We start from the raw sequence: 17,954 nt of genomic DNA, 5'->3' as shown, positions 1-17,954 counted from the left end.
GTAGAAGTTGATTTAGTATTAATCATTAAAACTAAAAAGAGATGAAAAGAGTAATTATGATCATGGCGATCGCAACCAGTGTTTCGTTCGCTACCCAGGCAATCAACCCGGTAGAAAAAACAATCAATCCGCAGGAAGTGGTAACTCAGGATGAATTTGTGGTGATAGAAGTGAAAGATCTTCCTGCTCCGGTAGTAGAAAGTATTCGCAAAACCTACGCCGAGTCGGTTATCAAAAAGGCCTTTATAACACAAACTGAGAAAAAGACATATAAGGTTATCGTTGTAACAGCCGATCAGAAAGAGGTTACGGTGCTGTTGAATGAAAAAGGTGAAGTTGTAGAATAACCCTTACAAAGATAGATTAGTTGCATGCTAACCCACCGCCCTGCCTATAAGTTTAGGCAGGGCGGATAACTTTTATAGCTTAACGAATATTTCCAATGCTGTTCTTCGCTGTATCGTGCTTTGTCTTCAATACATTTCCGGTTTTGGTGAAGCATATCTTAACCTGAGTTTTCAATGTATCTTTCAATCCACTGCTTGCTTTTACAAGAACCAGATCCAGCGTATAATTTCCATCCGGCAAATCCAGTACCGCATCGCAGTCGTCGTCCTTAACCGGATATACCAATCCGGGCTCAAATTGTTGTCTGCCGGTTGCCGCATACGAGGCAGCCGCTGCACCACCACCGCTTCCGGACAAGCTGCTTACACTGCTAACTGCCGCCGAGATAATTGAACCACCGGGCAATGCTCCACCCACAAGTTGTGCTCCCTGAGCCAAAGCGCTTCCGGCTTGTTGTAAACCGGCATGTACCCGTGCCGATGGTTCGGCTGGTGTAGCAGCAATTGTAAGTTTCTCCATGTTGATTTTGAATTCCGTATCCGGAAACAAAACCCGGCAGCCCTCTTCGGTCATATCGATTTTGATCACGTTAAGTATGCCTTTCTTTGCGTCGTTGATGCTTCGTTTATTCGTTGAAGCAACCGTTACGTTCATTGAAATGCGGTTAGGCATTCCACCATCCAATTTGATTTTTTCTTCCTGCTGAGCGCGCAAAGGCGGGATTGAAGAGCAAATCAAGCATCCGAAAAGTAATAGTGTGCTGACTCTCATATATTTATTTATTAGTTGCGGCAAATGCCACACTAATAAAACAAGCCATAAGATTTATCTGTTGCAAAAAGGGGCTGTAAAATCTGCAGCGCTGAATGCAGCGGTAAAACCTAGGATTGATACGGTATCTGAAGGGGTAGTTGTCCTGACTGGTGTCCTGTCCTTTCTTAATATAGTATTCATGTTCTTTAATAGAGTATTAAAATAAATCCGAATTTAATATAAATCAACAGAATGGAGGGGGAAGAAAATGGTTAAAAGCAGGATTTAGGGACGTCTTTACGTTTAAGCCTTTGTCAGAACCACTATTTTATAAAAAACAAAATTACGCCAAAATATCAGGATAACCAAATATTTAAGACGTAATAAAACATGTTGTTTAACACATCCACCTAAAAGCCTCTAAATTTGCAGGTACATTTTGAGAAAAAAGTCCTAACATTTAGCACAAAAAGTCCTAACATTTCGAGTAAAAAGTCCTAACACTTTTTTCGGGAAGTCCCTGAATATCTTCGGGTAGGAAACATGGAGTCGATTTAATTAATATATTATTTGGCTTTTGTGTAGGGATTGTTAATTTAATTGCGTATATTTGTTTACGAAATAGTGAACAAATTATAATCTAACAGTTTAACAAAATACCATGTCTGAAGATCATAAAAGGCAGCTAGAACAGCAGCTTTGGAACATTGCCAACACCTTGCGCGGGAAAATGAATGCGGATGAATTCCGCGATTATATCCTTGGCTTTATTTTCTATAAATATCTTTCCGAAAAGATGAACCGATATGCGGACGAAATACTTGTGCCTGATGGTATTAAGTATGTGGAAGTGGACGAGCATACGGAGCCCGGACAGGAGTATCTGGAGGCAATCCGGGACGAAGCATTGGAAAAGCTGGGGTATTTTCTTAAGCCAACGGAACTGTTCAGCCAGATGGCCAAGCGGGGAAACGGAGATACCGAAGGTGCCGATAATTTCATACTGGAAGATCTGAAGCGTATCCTTACCAACATCGAACAGAGCACCATGGGTACGGCAAGCGAAGACGATTTTGATAATCTGTTTGAAGATATGGATCTTACCAGTACCAAGCTGGGAAGAACGGAGTCGGCTAAGAACGAGCTGATTGTAAAAGTTCTGGTGTACCTGGACAAGATTGATTTTCACTTGGAAGATACCGAGCTGGATGTGCTGGGCGATGCTTACGAATACCTTATCGGACAGTTTGCCAGCGGGGCAGGGAAGAAGGCCGGCGAGTTTTACACGCCTCAGGAAGTCAGCAAGATTTTGGCAAAGATAGTAACCACCGGTAAGAGCCGACTGAAATCTGTTTACGACCCAACCTGCGGCAGTGGTTCGCTGTTGTTGCGTGTAGCCAGGGAAGTGCAAGACGTGAACGAGTTCTGTGGCCAGGAGCTGAACCGGACCACCTACAACCTTTGCCGCATGAACATGATTCTTCACGATGTGCATTTTACCAAGTTCGATATACGCCAGGAAGATACCCTGGAGCATCCGCAGCACCTCGACAAGCGTTTCGAGGCGGTGGTGGCAAATCCTCCCTTTTCGGCCAACTGGAGTGCCAGTCAGCTTTTTATGACGGACGACCGCTTTAGTCATTACGGCAAGCTGGCTCCTTCCAGCAAAGCCGACTTTGCCTTTGTGCAGCACATGGTTTATCAGCTGGCAGACAACGGCACCATGGCCATTGTATTACCTCACGGAGCTTTGTTCCGGGGTGGGGCAGAGCTGCAGATACGCCGCTACCTGATTGAAGAGCGTAATTACCTGGATGCCGTGATCGGTCTGCCTGCCAATATCTTTTACGGCACAAGCATTCCTACCTGTATTCTGGTATTCAAGAAGTGCCGAGAGAACCCCAACGACGTGCTCTTTATTGATGCCAGTCAGCATTTCGAAAAGGTGAAAACCCAGAATGTGTTACGCAACGAGGACATCGAAAAGATCGTTACCACCTACCGCAACCGAAGCGAGGAAGCCAAATACAGCAAACTGGCTACCCTAGCCGATATAGCCGGAAACGACTACAATCTGAACATCCCCCGCTACGTTGATACCTTCGAAGCCGAAGAAAACATCGACATCAACCAACTGGCAGCCGAGCTGGTATCCCTTGATAAAGCAATGGCCGAGACCGACAAAACCATTGCCTCCTATTGCAAAGAACTAAACATCCCAACCCCCTTCTAACCATGGAAAAGAAAAAGAACACACCAAAACTCCGCTTCCCCGAGTTTACAGGGGAGTGGGAAGAAAAGAAGTTGGGGGAGATTACTACTAAATTAAGTGATGGTTTACATTCAACACCCAAATACACAGATGATAGTGTTTATTATTTTATTAATGGAAATAATCTGATAAATGGGAAAGTAATAATTAACGAGAATACAAAAAAAGTTGAAATAGAAGAATACCTAAAACATAAAAAGGAATTAAATAATACGAGTATCCTTATTTCTATAAATGGTACTATTGGAAGCTTGGCTTTATATGAGAATGAACAAGTGATATTAGGTAAAAGTGCGTGTTATATAAATGTAATTGAATCGATTGATCGATTATTTATTTATAGTACACTTCAAACTTCGAATGTTATTAATTATTTTACATCAGAGCTTTCAGGTACTACAATTAAAAATTTATCATTAACTTCAATTAAGAATACTGTAATTAAATTACCTTCACTTGCTGAGCAAACCAAAATAGCAACCTTTCTAACGGCTGTAGATGAAAAACTTACCCAGCTGAAAAAGAAGAAAACCCTTTTGGAACAATATAAAAAAGGGGTAATGCAAAAATTGTTTTCCCAAGAACTCCGCTTCAAAGACGACAACAACCAAGACTTCCCCGATTGGCAAGAAAAAACATTAGGTAAAGTTGCAACCATAACAATGGGGCAATCACCTGATTCAAAAACTTATAATACGGATAAAATTGGTAAATTACTTATTCAAGGCAATGCTGATATTACGAATAGGATTACCAATCCACGAAATTGGACTAGTGAACCAACAAAAGAATGCAAGGCTGGAGACTTGATCTTAACAGTACGAGCACCTGTTGGGATGGTTGCTAAATCAATTTATGATGCTTGCATTGGAAGAGGAGTATGCTCTATTAGAAATAATCCCTACAGTGATATTGAATTCTTATATCAATTTCTTTTAGACTATGAGCCTAAATGGGGTCGGTTAGAACAAGGAAGTACATTTACGGCAGTAAATGGTCGTGATATAAGCTCAATTGAAGTTTTATGCCCTTCTCTCCCTGAACAACAAAAAATAGCCACCTTCCTCTCTGCCATAGATGAAAAGATAAACCATTGCAGTGCACAGATTGAAAAGATGGAAGCCTGGAAGAAGGGATTGTTACAGCAAATGTTTTGTTGATTTTAGTTGTGTAACGTAAGACTAATTACCTAACAAATCAGGCAATATGAAAAGAGAAGAATTGCTAAATAGTAAAGAATATTGGCTGTCAAAGATACAAATAGACCTTTTCAACGAAGTTGAAAAATACATGCAAAGAAATGGTCTGAACCGGACACAGTTGGCTGAAAAATTGGGAGTTTCGAAGGATTACATTAGTGAGATATTAAATGGAGATGCTGATCACCTTATTTCTAAACTGGTTGAGTTGTCTCTGGCAATTGGAATGGCTCCCCGTTTGAGCTTTGAAGATTTGGATACTCTTGTAAAAGCCGATAGCTTTAATAAGGATGAAAATATTGATAAATAATATAATGGATAATAGCACCTATCTTTTTTGAACACATAGTTAGTATGAAGCGAACCTTTTGAGGTTGATTCCCCGCTTTATTATTTTAATTTTATCCAGAGGGAATAGGGATAAACTTATTACTATTATGAAACATTTATTTCTTTCGTTGTTTGTTGTTCTTGCTTTGAGCTCGTGTAAATCAACTTTCTTTCAGGTGGCTACCACACAGTGCGATAACCTGAAATCAGAACAGAATGCTTTGTTCTTTGAGGATGCAAATTGTAAAGTGTATTATAACTTGTGGTCGGAGGGGGGAAACGCTGGTTTTCTTTTTCATAATAAATCGGATCTTACCATTTATGTGAATCTGGCGGAAAGTTTCTTTGTGAAGAATGGGATCGCTTACGATTATTCCCTTAACAGAACGTTCGCAAAGAGTGTGTCACAGAGTTTTTCAAATCAGCAGTCTGTTAGTGCGTGGGGTTTCAAAAATGGATTGCCGGTGCTGAATAGTGTTTCGGAAGATGGCAAAGCTTCTAAAATTGCCGATCTAAGTGTGCTGATGCCGGGTCTGTTTGGAGGAACGGATGCCAAGGAAAAGTCTACAGCCACTTCAAGCCAGGTTACTTACTCCGAGGAGCCTATCGTCGCTATTCCTCCGCATACCGCTAAATACTTTTCTGAATATTCAATATATGAAACTCTTTACCGTGATTGTAATTTGCTGTTGTATCCGTCTAAGAAACAAGTGAGACCGCTTAAATTTACTTCGGCAAATTCGCCTGTTACCTTCAGTAATATCATCACTTATTCGATGAGAAATTCCGGCGATGATATTCAAATTAAGAATGATTTCTATATCAGTGAAATAAAGAACCTTCCCAAAAAGGTGGCTATCAAAAAGGTCTTCAGAAGAGATTGCGATAATAGAGAAATTAAAGAGTGGCACTTTACAGATGCTGCAGTTAATAAATTCTATCTCCGTTACAGTAAAGATGGAGATGATTCTAAATATTAATTGTTTTGCCAGATTTTGCAGATGCAATTCAAATATTATTTATTAAAAGTTGTATATGGATATTTTAGTTTGCATATTTGTAAACAAATTACATAAATAGCACATAAAATGATAGTAAACTTTTCTGTACAGAATTATCTCTGTATTAAAAACAAGGTTAAGTTGTCTTTTGACGCGACTGCATCGAAGGATTTGGAAGAGTATTATGTCAGTAAAAAATTAAATGGAAAGCTCCGTTTACTTAAGATTGGTTTGATTTACGGTGCTAATGCTTCGGGAAAGACGACTGTGCTTAACGCGCTTGATTTTTTGCGTCAAATGGTGAACGATCCGTTTACCAAGAAGACTGATGTGTTCGATTTTGAACCTTATTTGTTTGACTCAAAGACTCGTGCTGGGAATACTTTTTTTTCTCTTGAATTTATTCAGAATGAAGTAAAGTATCTTTATGAAGTGGAGTTGAATAAATCGGCCATCGTAAGCGAAAAGCTATTTTTTTATAATCCTCGAAAAGCGTTGGTGTTTAGTCGTACTACCGATATGGCTAAGCAGCTAACAATAATTAATGAGATTGGTAGTAAGATATCCCTGTCAAACGAACATAAAGCTGCATTGGAGGCAAATACATTGTGGAATAACACTGTACTGGGTGGATACCTGAAAACTAATATTGAATCGTTTGAATTGCAGGAGGTGTCTGATTGGTTTAAAACAAAATTAAAACCTCTTATTGAACCAAGAACAGACTTGCTGGCTTATGTGTCTTCTAAAATTGAGAATAAAGAAATTGATACAAATAATGTTGTCCAGATTTTAAAGAAGGCTGATTTTAATATTTCGGGTATATCAATTGAAAAAAAGGAGTTAGTCAACTCTCCTGAATTATTAAATTTGTTGATTGAGAAACTAAAATTATCCGAAAATAAGAAAACGGAAATAAAGGAGAAAGGTGTACTAGAATCGAAGGAGGTGCTATTTCATCACACGATTGAAAACGGTTCGACGGTTGTGTTACCTTACCGGGTTGAGTCTGCCGGTACACAAAGATATTATCAGTTTAGCGGTTTACTTGATATGATGATACGTAACGATGTGATTTTCCCGATTGATGAATTGGAGTCTTCGTTGCATCCGGATCTGTTCAAGTATTTTATACTTACATTTTTGGTAAATAGTAAGCATTCGCAAATTATCGCTACGACACATCACAGGGAATTTCTTATGGAAAAGGATATTCTCCGCAATGATTCTATTTGGTTTACCGACAAAAATGATGCTGGTTGTGTTGATCTCTATTCGCTTTCTGATTTTGACTCGTCCGTAATCAGAAATACCACATCAATCTATAATGCCTATAAAATAGGAAAGCTGGGAGCAAGACCAAATCTAAACGATTATTTTATCAATATTGAAGATGGCAAGGAGTAAAAGTACAAGGAAAGGTGCCGGTAAGGATGTATACTCCATTGTTGTGGATGGTGAAACGGAAGTGTGGTATTTTCAATTGCTTAAGCAATATGAATCTTTAAAGAATGTAGATATTAAACCTGATCTTCCTAAAAAGAAGAAATTATCTGAATTGTATGATTTAGTGGTTGATAACGCTGCTGAATTTACAAAGGTAATATGGGTGATTGACTTGGATGTTATCATTAAAGAAGATAAAGAAAGACGTGGCGGGGGTAAGTCTGCATTACAGGAGTTAAAAGAGTATATTGATTCCCTTGAGCAGTTGGATAATGTTCATGTACTGATTAATACCCCTTGTCTGGAGTATTGGTATTTATTGCATTTAAAACAAACGAGTAAATATTACAGTAGTTTTAAAGATGTCTCAAAGCAATTTAAGGGTACGATTTTAGAGGGATATGAAAAGACCGAAAAGTATTACAAAACGAAAAATATTTATCTTTTGCTTAAGCCTGGCCTATCTGTAGCGATAGATAACGCAAAGAGGTTAGGAGAATTCGATATAGAAAGTCCCGAAACAGGAAAGGCTGAGATTTATAAAATATTTGAGTTATTGAATTTATAATTATTTGTTCTACCTTTGTATAACTCTATATTCAATCGCCTATAGAGTTTGCTTTTAGTATGAAATTGGAATCTGATATCCATTATTGATATATCAGGCTATCATTGCTGACAAAACTTTAAATGAAATGACTACTCAACCGGAACAAGTGTTGGAAAATAATTTGGTGACTCAGCTTCAGCTGTTGGGTTATACGTATGTGCCTATCAAAGATGAAAGGGATTTATTGGGCAATTTGAAATTGCAGTTGGAAAAGCACAACGGAATTGTATTTACCGAGTTGGAGTTTCAGCGGGTACTGAATATCTTAAGTAAGGGTTCTGTATTCGACAAGGCAGTTACTCTGCGTGAGAAACAGCATATTGTACGGGATAATGGGGAGGATTTGTATTTCGATTTCTTGAATCAGGAGAATTGGTGTCAGAACTTGTTCCAGGTTACCAACCAGGTTACTATGGAGGGGAAATATAAAAACCGGTACGATGTTACTTTGCTGATTAATGGGCTGCCATTGGTACAGATAGAACTGAAACGCAGGGGGATTGAACTGAAGGAGGCTTTTAATCAGACCAATCGCTACCATCGTCATTCTTACGGGGCTTCGTTGGCTCTGTTTCAGTTTATTCAGATTTTTGTTATCTCCAACGGTGTGAATACAAAGTATTATGCCAACAATAAATCACAATCGTTTAAGCAGACGTTCTTTTGGAGTGACCCCAATAATAAGCTGATTACGCAGCTCGACAAGTTTACATTTTCATTTCTGGATACCTGCCATGTGTCTAAAATGATTTGTAAGTATATTGTATTAAATCAGACGTATAAGGTGCTGATGGTGTTAAGGCCTTATCAGTATTATGCGGTGGAGGCTTTGATAGATAGGGTTAAAAACTCTACAAAGAATGGGTATGTCTGGCATACTACGGGTTCGGGTAAGACGCTTACCTCCTTTAAGGCGAGTCAGATTATAATGAATATGCCGGAAGTGAAGAAGGTGGTATTCGTGGTGGATCGCAGGGATTTGGATTACCAGACTTCCAAGGAGTTTAATGGTTTCAGCAAGGGGAGTGTCGATAGTACCGAGAGCACGGATATTTTGGTTCGCCAGCTTGAAGATAATACCAAACTTATTGTTACCACCATTCAGAAATTGAATACGGCTATCAGCAAGAAGCGCCACGAATATCGGCTGAAGTCGGTCAAGAGTGAACGGATTATTTTCATTTTTGACGAGTGTCACCGGAGCCAGTTTGGTGAGACGCACAAGCGGATTGAGAATTATTTTGAGGATACGCAGTTCTTTGGCTTTACTGGTACCCCCATTTTTGCGGATAATGCCGTTAAAAATGAGCATGGCAAGCGTACAACGCATGAATTGTTTGGCGAGTGCTTACATAAATACGTGATTACGGATGCCATAAAGGATGAGAATGTGCTGAAGTTTTCGGTGGAGTATGTAGGGCGTTACCAAAATAAGGATGGGAGCAGGACTAATATTGATATTGAGGTTGAAGATATTGACAGAGAGGAGTTGATGCGGTCGCCGGCTCGACTTGGCAAGATTGCGGACTATATTGTGGCCAACCACGACCGTAAAACGCACAGCAGGGAATTTACGGCTATGTTTTGCGTGAGCAGCGTGGATGTGCTTATCCAGTATTATGAATTGTTTAAGTCAAAAAAGAAGGCGGGAGAGCATAATCTGCGTATTGCTACGATATTTAGTTATGCGGCTAATGAAGCCGACCGTGATGCTGACGGGTTTCTACCCGAGGAGGTTTCTGTTGTGGAGGAGGCAAAGGCTTTGTATGGATTGAATGTGCATAGCCGCGAGAAATTGGACGAGTTTATTGAAGATTATAACGGCATGTTCCAAACTAATTTTTCTACCCGGGATAGTGTGTCGTTTTATAATTACTATAATGATATTTCAAAGCGTGTAAAGGCTCGTGAGATTGATATTCTGTTGGTTGTTAATATGTTTCTAACAGGTTTCGATAGCAAGCCGCTTAATACGTTGTATGTGGACAAGAACTTGAAGTTCCATGGTTTGATTCAGGCTTATTCGCGTACCAACCGTGTGCTGAACGAACAGAAGTCGCAGGGCAATATAGTGGTGTTCCGTAACTTGAAACAGGCTACAGATGATGCGATTACTTTGTTCAGCAACAAGGATGCGAGGGAAGTGATCTTAATGGAGCCTTATGAGGATTATGTAAAGCGGTTTGAAGCTGCTTACGAGCATTTGCAGCAGGTTACTCCTACGGTTGATAGTGTGAATGATTTGCGGAGTGAAGAGGAGGATCTGGAGTTTGTTAAGGCGTTCCGCGAAGTGATGCGGGTGAAGAATGTGCTGACTACTTTCTCTGATTTCTGCTTTGAGGATCTGCCCATGGATGAGCAGCTTTTTGATGATTACAAAAGTAAGTACCTCGATTTGCATGATAAGGTTAAGTCTGATTCGCAAAAGGAGAAGGTTTCTATTCTGGATGATGTGGATTTTGAGTTGGAACTAATTCATAAAGATGAAATCAATGTGGTTTACATCTTGAAGTTATTGGCCAATTTAAAGGACAATCCCGACAAGGAGAGGCGCCATGCGGAGATTGTTAAACTGATTGCGGGTGAGACGCAGCTCCGGAGCAAACGTGAACTGATTGAGAAGTTTATTCGTGAGAATTTGCCTGCTATTGAGGATTCGGATGCCATCCCGGATGCTTTCGAGCGTTTTTGGACAGAAGAACAACAGCAGGCTTTCATGAAGTTGTGCTCCGATGAAAACCTGCTGTTTGATAAAGTTGAAAAAATCATTTCCGATTACATATTCACTCAGCGTGAACCGCTAAGGGATGAAATCCTGAAGTTACGCAATGATGGAAATCCACCCGTTAAAGAGCGCAAATTGGTAAGCGAACGCATCCTAAGTAAAATTAAAGGTTTCTTTGATACCTTTATTTCCGGAATGGGGGTGGAGTAAATCTTTTGTGCGTTTTATTTACCGCTATTATTCTTCAGCCATTCCAGTCTGCGCATATCTGCTAAATGTTTTACGGAGAAATGTTCAAATTTTACATCAAAACCATTTCCATCCGGACAGGCAGCCATTAATCCTACCATTACCGGCGTATTGTCTTGCAGCCATGCATTGCGCATCATTGTATAGGTTTTGTCGTCAAACGAATAAAAAACTTCTACGGCATCCAGTCGCCTTACAGCTTTTATCCAAATATACGGGATGGATTTTTCTAGTGAAATAACACTCCAGTCGCTGGTTTTATGTGTCACCACGGTGCTTAGGTTATACTTGCCGTCTACGTATTCAATCCCTGCTTTGATGTAGTTTTCATGATCAATACGAAGCATTAATCCTGCTTGATCAAAGCGTTCTTTGTAATTGCCTGTAATTTTCACCTTCACTTCAAATTCTCCACCGTATGTACTGTAGTAAAAGGGGGCATCGTCTACAGTAAATCCGTAGTGTGAAATTCTCCAGTAATCGCTTTGAGGAGTTACAAACATGGATAAAGTTTTGTCCTTAATTTCCCATTTTTGCGGTTCGTTGAACCATTGCATCTTTTCTAACGACTGAGCAAATCCTGATTGTACAGCTATTGCTATTAATAGGGCCACGAAAGCTTTTTTCTTTTTCATGTTATTTATTATTTGCAAATTATTGCTTCGGTCGTTGAGATTAAAAAACCTCTCATGGTTTCTTAATCTCCTTAACCGTATGCGCTTTCTTTTAATTACTTTTGCAAAAGTAATGCTATATTGATAATACGGCAATACTGATTAATAACCATTTTACTTCTTCCCATATGGATATTGTGAGTCAACTGAGCGAAGAGTTGCTGAAGCAGTCATTCTCTGATGAATTAAAACAGCAGGAACGGCTGAATGACTGTAAACAGATCGCTTTCAATTATTCTAAAGTAGAAAATTCCATTGCAGTGTTAAGCGATTTGAAGTCAAATGTAAGCTTCATTTATTATGGAGGTATAGCAGAACAGCTGGGCATGGCCAAACGAGGGGATATGCATACTGTTGGATCTATCTGGGAGGAGGCAATATTAACCCGTATCCACCCTGATGATTTGAAGCAAAAGCATGTACAGGAGCTTCGGTTTTTTAATTTCCTTAAAAGTATACCAAAAGCCCGTCGATCGGATTATTATCTGGTAAGTATTATACGGATGCGTGATGCCGATGATATTTATGTTCAGGTATTACATCGTATGTTTTATGTTGCCAGCTATTCGAACGGAAGTATATGGCTGGCTTTGTGCCTTTATAATTTATTTGCAGGAACCAATCCCCGGAACGTTATTGTAGATTCATTGTCGGGACAACAAACCGACCTTGTAACCCATAATTGTAACGACCTTTTAACCGGGAGGGAGAAGGAGATTTTAAAGCTGATTGATAAGGGGAAGATGAGTAAAGATATTGCCTCTTTATTATCGATAAGTGTGAAAACGGTAAGCCGGCACCGACAGAATATATTGGAAAAACTTCAGGTAAATAATTCGATCGAAGCCTGTCGTATCGCTAAAGAGCTTAGTCTGATTTAATACTTTTTAGCGATACGATTTTTATTTTTCAGAATTTTATTTTTACGGTTCCAGAATCTGTTGGGAGATTGGCTACGCCTTCGCTGATGTAAAAGTGCCCCAGCTTTTGTTTATGCTCGGTATTGTACATTTCTTTGAGATTGGGATATTTTTCAAAAACGATTTTATCCACTGAATCATTTTCCATGATTACAGCTTTTCCGAATATCCTCATGCATTGTCCTTTTGAGTTGAGAGAGGCTATTTCGATATGGGGATTGTTCTTTATTTGTCTGAACGATGCTTTTTGTTCTCCTATATGGAACCAGAGCTTGCCATCGTAATTGAGTGCTATGCCGATGGGCCGTACTGCCGGAATGTTATTTTCTACCGTGGCCAGATAATAGGGGTGACAATCTTTCAGGAACTCGGAAACCTTCGTTAGTCCTTCCTCTTTCGAAATATTTAAAATGATTGCCGGTTCACTGCTTGCTCCGGTAATAGCATCGGTTGTTGCAATTTTAGTCTCCGGTGCGTTGTCTGTGGTTTCCTGTTTTTCTTTTTCCGGAGTGTTGCAGGCAGTTAAAAGCAGGCCTGAAATTAGGATAAACAAAGTTTTTCTGATCATGACTTAAATAGTTTAAAAGATGAATATTCTTTCTGTGGTTGACAACAAAGATAATACAATTTTGGTAAATGATTTATCAAACAAATATATTTTCTATTTGTTTTATTATAAGTGGATTATAAGTTTTGTTTTACGCTAAAAACTAAATGTTATGAAAACTAAATGGCTGTTATTCTTATTGCTTATTCCTTTATTTGCTTGTACCACACAATCAACTTCTCCATTATCTAAAGCCGAAAAAGATAAAATTCAGGGTGAAGTAAAAGCGGCCGCCAACGAGATTCGTAAAGCCTGTGATGAAGTTAATGCGGATGCGCTGACCGGAGCTATACTTGATTCGCCCGATTTTCTCTATATGATGAATGGAAATGTGATTACTCATAAGGAGTTTGTTGAAAATGTGAAACCTATTTTTGCCGAGATGAAGAGTCAGAAAATAACAATTCTGGATGAACAGTTTGCATTTCCTGATAATACCAGTGTGCTGTATGTGGCTAATTACACGGATACGGTACACTATAAAGACGGACGCGTAACTTTGGATGAATCGGGTATATGGACTATGTTGTTTAAGAATACGGATAAGGGGTGGAAGATGGCATATGGTTCGGAAACCTTTATTACAAGACCGTTGCTTGATAAGTCGACTGGAGGTTTGAACCAAATGGAACTTGTTAAACAATTTGCCGGAACATGGAAAGATGATATGGGCAAAGATACCTCTTTTGTCTGGTCTAGTAATGGCGAGTTCAAAGATAATGTCTTACTTTTCGACCTTAAAATGATGGTAAAGGGGAAACTTATATCCGAAGGAAAGTCTTCGGTGGTATATGATAAAAGAAGTGGTAAATTTATTGAAACAGAACATATTAAAGGGTCGGATCCTGTTGTATATGCTTGGTGGTTTACTGCAAATAATATGATTAATTCTGTTATGATACATGATATTGCAACTCCGGATAAAGCAGCAATGAATGCGACGCTGGAATTTAGTAAAGACGGTACGGCAAAACAAGTCTTTTACAAGAGTGAGAAGGAGGTTTGGTCGGTTAATTATACCCGCCAGAAATAGGTGAAACTAGTTTAAATTCGGAATTTATGATAGTTTCAATTAAGATTCTTTTATTTAAAATTGATTAATGGTTTACTTTTCTACTAGTAGATGAATGTGGGAAGAATCGATTAAGGATAGGTTGCAAAATGGTAGTTTTAATGCTTTTTTGATATGTTATATCATTGCTGTCCCATTAAAATCTAAAATAGTTCTTTGAAATATTTGAAATTTAGTTAGTTATAGAGGTTTTTCGAGCGCGACGATTTCAATTGATAACTTTGCAGCCCATAATAAAGGCTGCAATGAATAAAGAGAAATATGTGTTTGCCCAGTTGATCTCATTTCTGAATGAAGATAAATTCCGACGTATTGTCAACAAGTTCCAAGGGAATCGTTACATCAAGCATTTCACTTGCTGGAATCAACTACTTTCTTTGATGTTCGGGCAACTCTCCAATCGTGAAAGTTTGAGAGATTTGATTATCGCTCTTGATGCCCATCACTCTAAATGTTATCATTTAGGAATAGGAAGGAATGTATCAAGATCATCTCTGTCAAGAGCCAATCAAGATAGAGACTATCACATCTTTGAAGAGTATGCCTACTACCTGATAAACGAAGCAAGACAAAAGCGAGCCACGGAAATCTTTAAACTTGGAGGGAACATCTATGCCTTCGATTCGACAACCATTGATTTGTGCCTGGCCGTATTCTGGTGGGCAAAATTCCGCAAGAAAAAAGGTGGTATCAAAGTACATACACTATACGATGTGGAAACACAGATACCTGCATTCATTCATATCACTGAAGCGGCAGTACACGATTCAAAGACAATGAAAGAAATCCCTTATGAATCTGGTTCTTACTACATCTTTGACCGGGCTTATAACAATTTTAAGATGTTGTATAAGGTTCATCAGATTGACGCATTCTTCGTTGTCAGGGCAAAGAAAAACCTGCAATACAAATCCATCAAATGGAAACGCAGACTCCCCAAGAATGTACTTTCAGATGTGACAATCGAATTGATTGGTTTTTATCCCAAGCAATACTATCCCGAGCAGTTCCGGCTTGTAAGATACTGGGATGAAGAACAAAAACGAGAGTTTGTATTTCTAACCAATGCGATGCACATTTCTGCTCTTCAGGTGGCTGAACTTTACAAGAACCGCTGGCAAGTAGAGTTGTTCTTCAAATGGCTGAAGCAGCACCTCAAAATCAAGAAGTTTTGGGGTACTACCGAAAACGCTGTCCGGGTTCAAATCTATTCAGCCATATGTACATACTGCCTGGTGGCAATCGTTCAACACGATATGCAACTGGATAGAAGTACATACGAAGTTCTTCAAATATTAAGCATTTCATTGACTGATAAAACTCTTCTTCGAGACCTCTTTGATAAAACTAAATTTCAAAATGACAAAGAACGATTTGGACCAAATGGGCCAAATTTATTTAATTATAAATAACGTCCTATTTTTAATGGGACACTAGTGATGTTATATGTTAATTTAAAGTGTTAACTAAGCAAAAAATGGACTTAATTACTGCTATTATACATTTAATTTCGAATATTTTAGTAGTTTTGTAAAGTGAATTTTTTAAATAATTAAACAGGCGGGAGTCTTGCTCGGGAGAGTCGGGCTCTCTTTTTTTATAGGTGTTAGTTTGGTTGCCTTTTAATTCTTCCTTACCTTTCGGGCATTTTAAATTAAACGAACAATGAAGGATAAAATAATTTTCATTACCGGAGCTACAAGTGGCATTGGTGAGGGTTGTGCACGCAAGTTTGCTTCAGAGGGAGCAAACTTGATATTGAATGGTCGTAACCAGGATAAACTAAATGAGTTAAAGGTTGAGCTGGAAGCTGATTTTGGAATTGAGGTGTTGTTGTTACCTTTTGATGTGCGCGATCGGGAAAGAGCAAAAGTGGAGATCGAATCGTTGGAGGGAAAATGGAAGTCGATTGATGTTCTGGTAAACAATGCCGGACTTGTGATTGGTTTTGATAAGGAGTTTGAAGGTGTATTGGAAGAGTGGGATATCGTGATTGATACCAACATAAAAGGATTGCTGAATATAACAAGGCTGGTCACCCCCGGTATGGTTCAACGGGGTGTGGGGCATATTATAAATATCGGTTCCATTGCCGGTGATGCGGCTTATCCGGGGGGAAGTGTCTACTGTGCAACTAAAGCTGCGGTTAAGACTTTGTCCGATGGCCTTAGACAGGATTTAGTCGATACTCCTTTGCGGGTTACGAATATTAAGCCCGGATTGGTTGAGACAAACTTTTCGGTGGTACGTTACAGAGGTGATAAGGAGGCGGCAGATAATTTCTATAAAGGGATTAAACCTTTATCAGGAAGTGATGTTGCCGAATCTGTTTATTTTGCGGCTTCGGCGCCTGCTCATGTTCAGGTGGCAGAAATATTGGTTCTTGCAACAAATCAGGCTACTTCAAATGTAACTTACAGAGCTGTTCGATAGTATTGGTTTATACAAATAAGACTAAGTAAATTGAGCTTTTAATATAAATGGAAAAGATAGTTATTTATAATAAATAAATTATTATATTTGCAATTTGAAATAAATTTCAAATTTTAAGCAGACAGAAGTCCGGCTCGTGAGAGTCGGGCTTTTTTATTGTTTTAAAGGTTACAAGTAAAATTCTTTTAATTGCCGATATTTTAATGCAGAGCTGTTATATAGCATATTTTCAAACTTATATCAATGAATCCATGTTTAAGTGTGTAATAGAACATTCTTTATTATTTAACTGGAGTATGGTCTGCTGTTTATTTTAATTGCAGATTTATTCTATATAATTTACCTGAATCTTGTTCGCGAGGGTAGGATTAGGGGTTTTCAATATTTATAATAAGCCGGTCCTAGTGATAAGACCGGCTTTATTATTTTAAATTGCCTTGTTTTCTTCCACAATAGCTATATTTGTGGTTCAAAAGAAATTTACAGCATGGAATTATATCATTATACGACATTGGAGTCTTTTTTTAAAATGCTTAGCGGAGCTGGAGAAAGCGGCTTTCTAGGCATGGAGCTATCCAATTATATGTATTCTAAGGATGCATCCGGAGAACCTTATGGCTTATCTATATTGAGGAAGGCGATAGGAATGTATGAGTTAAATCATCAAATTCCCGCTGAATCAAGCAAGGTGGAGGTTCCTTTTTTTAGAAATGACCGCAGGATGTTGGTCGGCCCCGAACAAGAGATGTATATCTATCCGCTTACCGAGTGTCAGGATTCAATGCCTTGGTGGAAAACAGCCGGGAAAAGTGCCGTACAGGTGGCTATAGGATTGGATTATAAAGCCTTAGTGGAATACTGTATGAATAATAATAAATTTCTGCTTAAGTGTAAATACGATGACGCGGCAGTGATGGATGTATTTGTCAAACAATTTGAAAGTGAATATGATACTTTCGATTTTGACGAGGAGCACAGCCGCTTCAGTGTGCGAACAAAATTTTTCTCAATGATGTACAATGCATGTCTTGAGCTGAAAGATCCGACTCTGTCGGATGAAAAGGAGTGGCGGATTGCATCCTTTGTCTCTCCGCAGGAGGCTGATTATGTGTTCAAAAATGGCTTAATAGAACCAATTGAAATATTGAAATTGCCATCTTCTGTGCTTAAAAGTATCTGTATCCGCACGAATGAGCACTTTGAATTGATCATTAGCGGAATACTTGGTCTTTTGGAAAAAGAGGGCTTTGATCCCGAATTGATAGAAATTCGTAAATCGGCTTTGCAATAAGCTATCTTATCATCATATTCATTT

General features: G+C 38.8%; 16 protein-coding genes. 13 read left to right on the top strand and 3 right to left on the bottom strand.

Annotated elements, in window-relative coordinates; all coding sequences use genetic code 11:
- Positions 1-41: 41 nt before the first annotated feature.
- Positions 42-347 (top strand): hypothetical protein, encoded by a 306-nt coding sequence (locus F5613_RS01270; protein ID WP_068185372.1) that lies wholly within the window; start codon positions 42-44, stop codon positions 345-347.
- Positions 348-426: 79 nt separating this feature from the next.
- Here the strand turns inward: F5613_RS01270 and F5613_RS01265 are convergent, their stop codons facing one another.
- The gene (locus F5613_RS01265; RefSeq protein WP_179398368.1) at positions 427-1,119 is read right to left on the bottom strand and encodes a hypothetical protein; all 693 of its coding nucleotides are present in this window, start codon (positions 1,117-1,119) and stop codon (positions 427-429) included.
- Positions 1,120-1,762: 643 nt separating this feature from the next.
- Between F5613_RS01265 and F5613_RS01260 the strand changes: the two genes are divergently transcribed.
- The 7 genes from F5613_RS01260 (at position 1,763) to F5613_RS01230 (ending at position 10,894) form a co-directional block, all read left to right on the top strand.
- Positions 1,763-3,334: a type I restriction-modification system subunit M gene (locus tag F5613_RS01260; RefSeq protein ID WP_179398367.1), complete on the top strand. Its 1,572-nt coding sequence runs from the start codon at positions 1,763-1,765 to the stop codon at positions 3,332-3,334.
- Between the two features lie 2 nt (positions 3,335-3,336).
- Positions 3,337-4,533, top strand: a complete 1,197-nt coding sequence (locus F5613_RS01255; RefSeq protein ID WP_179398366.1) for a restriction endonuclease subunit S — start codon at positions 3,337-3,339, stop codon at positions 4,531-4,533.
- A gap of 46 nt (positions 4,534-4,579) precedes the next feature.
- On the top strand, positions 4,580-4,882 hold the full coding sequence (locus F5613_RS01250; RefSeq protein WP_179398365.1) for a helix-turn-helix domain-containing protein: 303 nt from the start codon (positions 4,580-4,582) through the stop codon (positions 4,880-4,882).
- Between the two features lie 127 nt (positions 4,883-5,009).
- The gene (locus F5613_RS01245; RefSeq protein ID WP_179398364.1) at positions 5,010-5,882 is read left to right on the top strand and encodes a hypothetical protein; all 873 of its coding nucleotides are present in this window, start codon (positions 5,010-5,012) and stop codon (positions 5,880-5,882) included.
- A 108-nt stretch (positions 5,883-5,990) separates the two neighbouring features.
- Positions 5,991-7,310, top strand: a complete 1,320-nt coding sequence (locus tag F5613_RS01240) for an AAA family ATPase (RefSeq protein WP_179398363.1) — start codon at positions 5,991-5,993, stop codon at positions 7,308-7,310.
- A complete protein-coding gene (locus tag F5613_RS01235) occupies positions 7,297-7,917 on the top strand; it encodes an RloB family protein (RefSeq protein ID WP_179398362.1) in 621 nt (206 codons plus the stop codon). The genes F5613_RS01240 and F5613_RS01235 overlap by 14 nt, the downstream gene beginning before the upstream one ends.
- Positions 7,918-8,044: 127 nt before the next feature.
- Entirely contained in the window at positions 8,045-10,894 is a 2,850-nt protein-coding gene (locus F5613_RS01230) for a type I restriction endonuclease subunit R (protein WP_179398361.1), read from the top strand.
- A 14-nt stretch (positions 10,895-10,908) separates the two neighbouring features.
- Here F5613_RS01230 and F5613_RS01225 read toward each other — a convergent pair whose 3' ends face one another.
- Positions 10,909-11,568, bottom strand: coding sequence for a DUF1349 domain-containing protein (locus tag F5613_RS01225; protein WP_179398360.1), 660 nt, complete (start codon positions 11,566-11,568; stop codon positions 10,909-10,911).
- A 167-nt stretch (positions 11,569-11,735) separates the two neighbouring features.
- On the opposite strand from F5613_RS01225, the gene F5613_RS01220 reads away from it, so the two are divergent.
- On the top strand, positions 11,736-12,488 hold the full coding sequence (locus tag F5613_RS01220; RefSeq protein WP_179398359.1) for a response regulator transcription factor: 753 nt from the start codon (positions 11,736-11,738) through the stop codon (positions 12,486-12,488).
- A 28-nt stretch (positions 12,489-12,516) separates the two neighbouring features.
- Here the strand turns inward: F5613_RS01220 and F5613_RS01215 are convergent, their stop codons facing one another.
- A complete protein-coding gene (locus F5613_RS01215) occupies positions 12,517-13,095 on the bottom strand; it encodes a pyridoxamine 5'-phosphate oxidase family protein (protein WP_179398358.1) in 579 nt (192 codons plus the stop codon).
- 151 nt (positions 13,096-13,246) lie between these two features.
- On the opposite strand from F5613_RS01215, the gene F5613_RS01210 reads away from it, so the two are divergent.
- The 4 genes from F5613_RS01210 (at position 13,247) to F5613_RS01195 (ending at position 17,930) form a co-directional block, all read left to right on the top strand.
- Entirely contained in the window at positions 13,247-14,167 is a 921-nt protein-coding gene (locus F5613_RS01210; protein WP_179398357.1) for a nuclear transport factor 2 family protein, read from the top strand.
- Between the two features lie 284 nt (positions 14,168-14,451).
- The gene (locus F5613_RS01205; protein WP_179398356.1) at positions 14,452-15,618 is read left to right on the top strand and encodes an IS4 family transposase; all 1,167 of its coding nucleotides are present in this window, start codon (positions 14,452-14,454) and stop codon (positions 15,616-15,618) included.
- Positions 15,619-15,871: 253 nt separating this feature from the next.
- Complete coding sequence (locus tag F5613_RS01200; RefSeq protein ID WP_179398355.1) at positions 15,872-16,639, top strand: SDR family NAD(P)-dependent oxidoreductase; 768 nt, start codon at positions 15,872-15,874, stop codon at positions 16,637-16,639.
- Between the two features lie 487 nt (positions 16,640-17,126).
- Complete coding sequence (locus F5613_RS01195; RefSeq protein WP_179398354.1) at positions 17,127-17,930, top strand: DUF2971 domain-containing protein; 804 nt, start codon at positions 17,127-17,129, stop codon at positions 17,928-17,930.
- Positions 17,931-17,954 lie beyond the last annotated feature (24 nt).

The sequence above is a fragment of the Macellibacteroides fermentans genome, assembly GCF_013409575.1.
GTDB classification, from domain to species: Bacteria; Bacteroidota; Bacteroidia; order Bacteroidales; family Tannerellaceae; genus Macellibacteroides; species Macellibacteroides fermentans.
The sequence above is the reverse complement of the archived record's forward strand: the minus strand, read 5'-3'. Positions and strand labels throughout refer to the sequence as shown.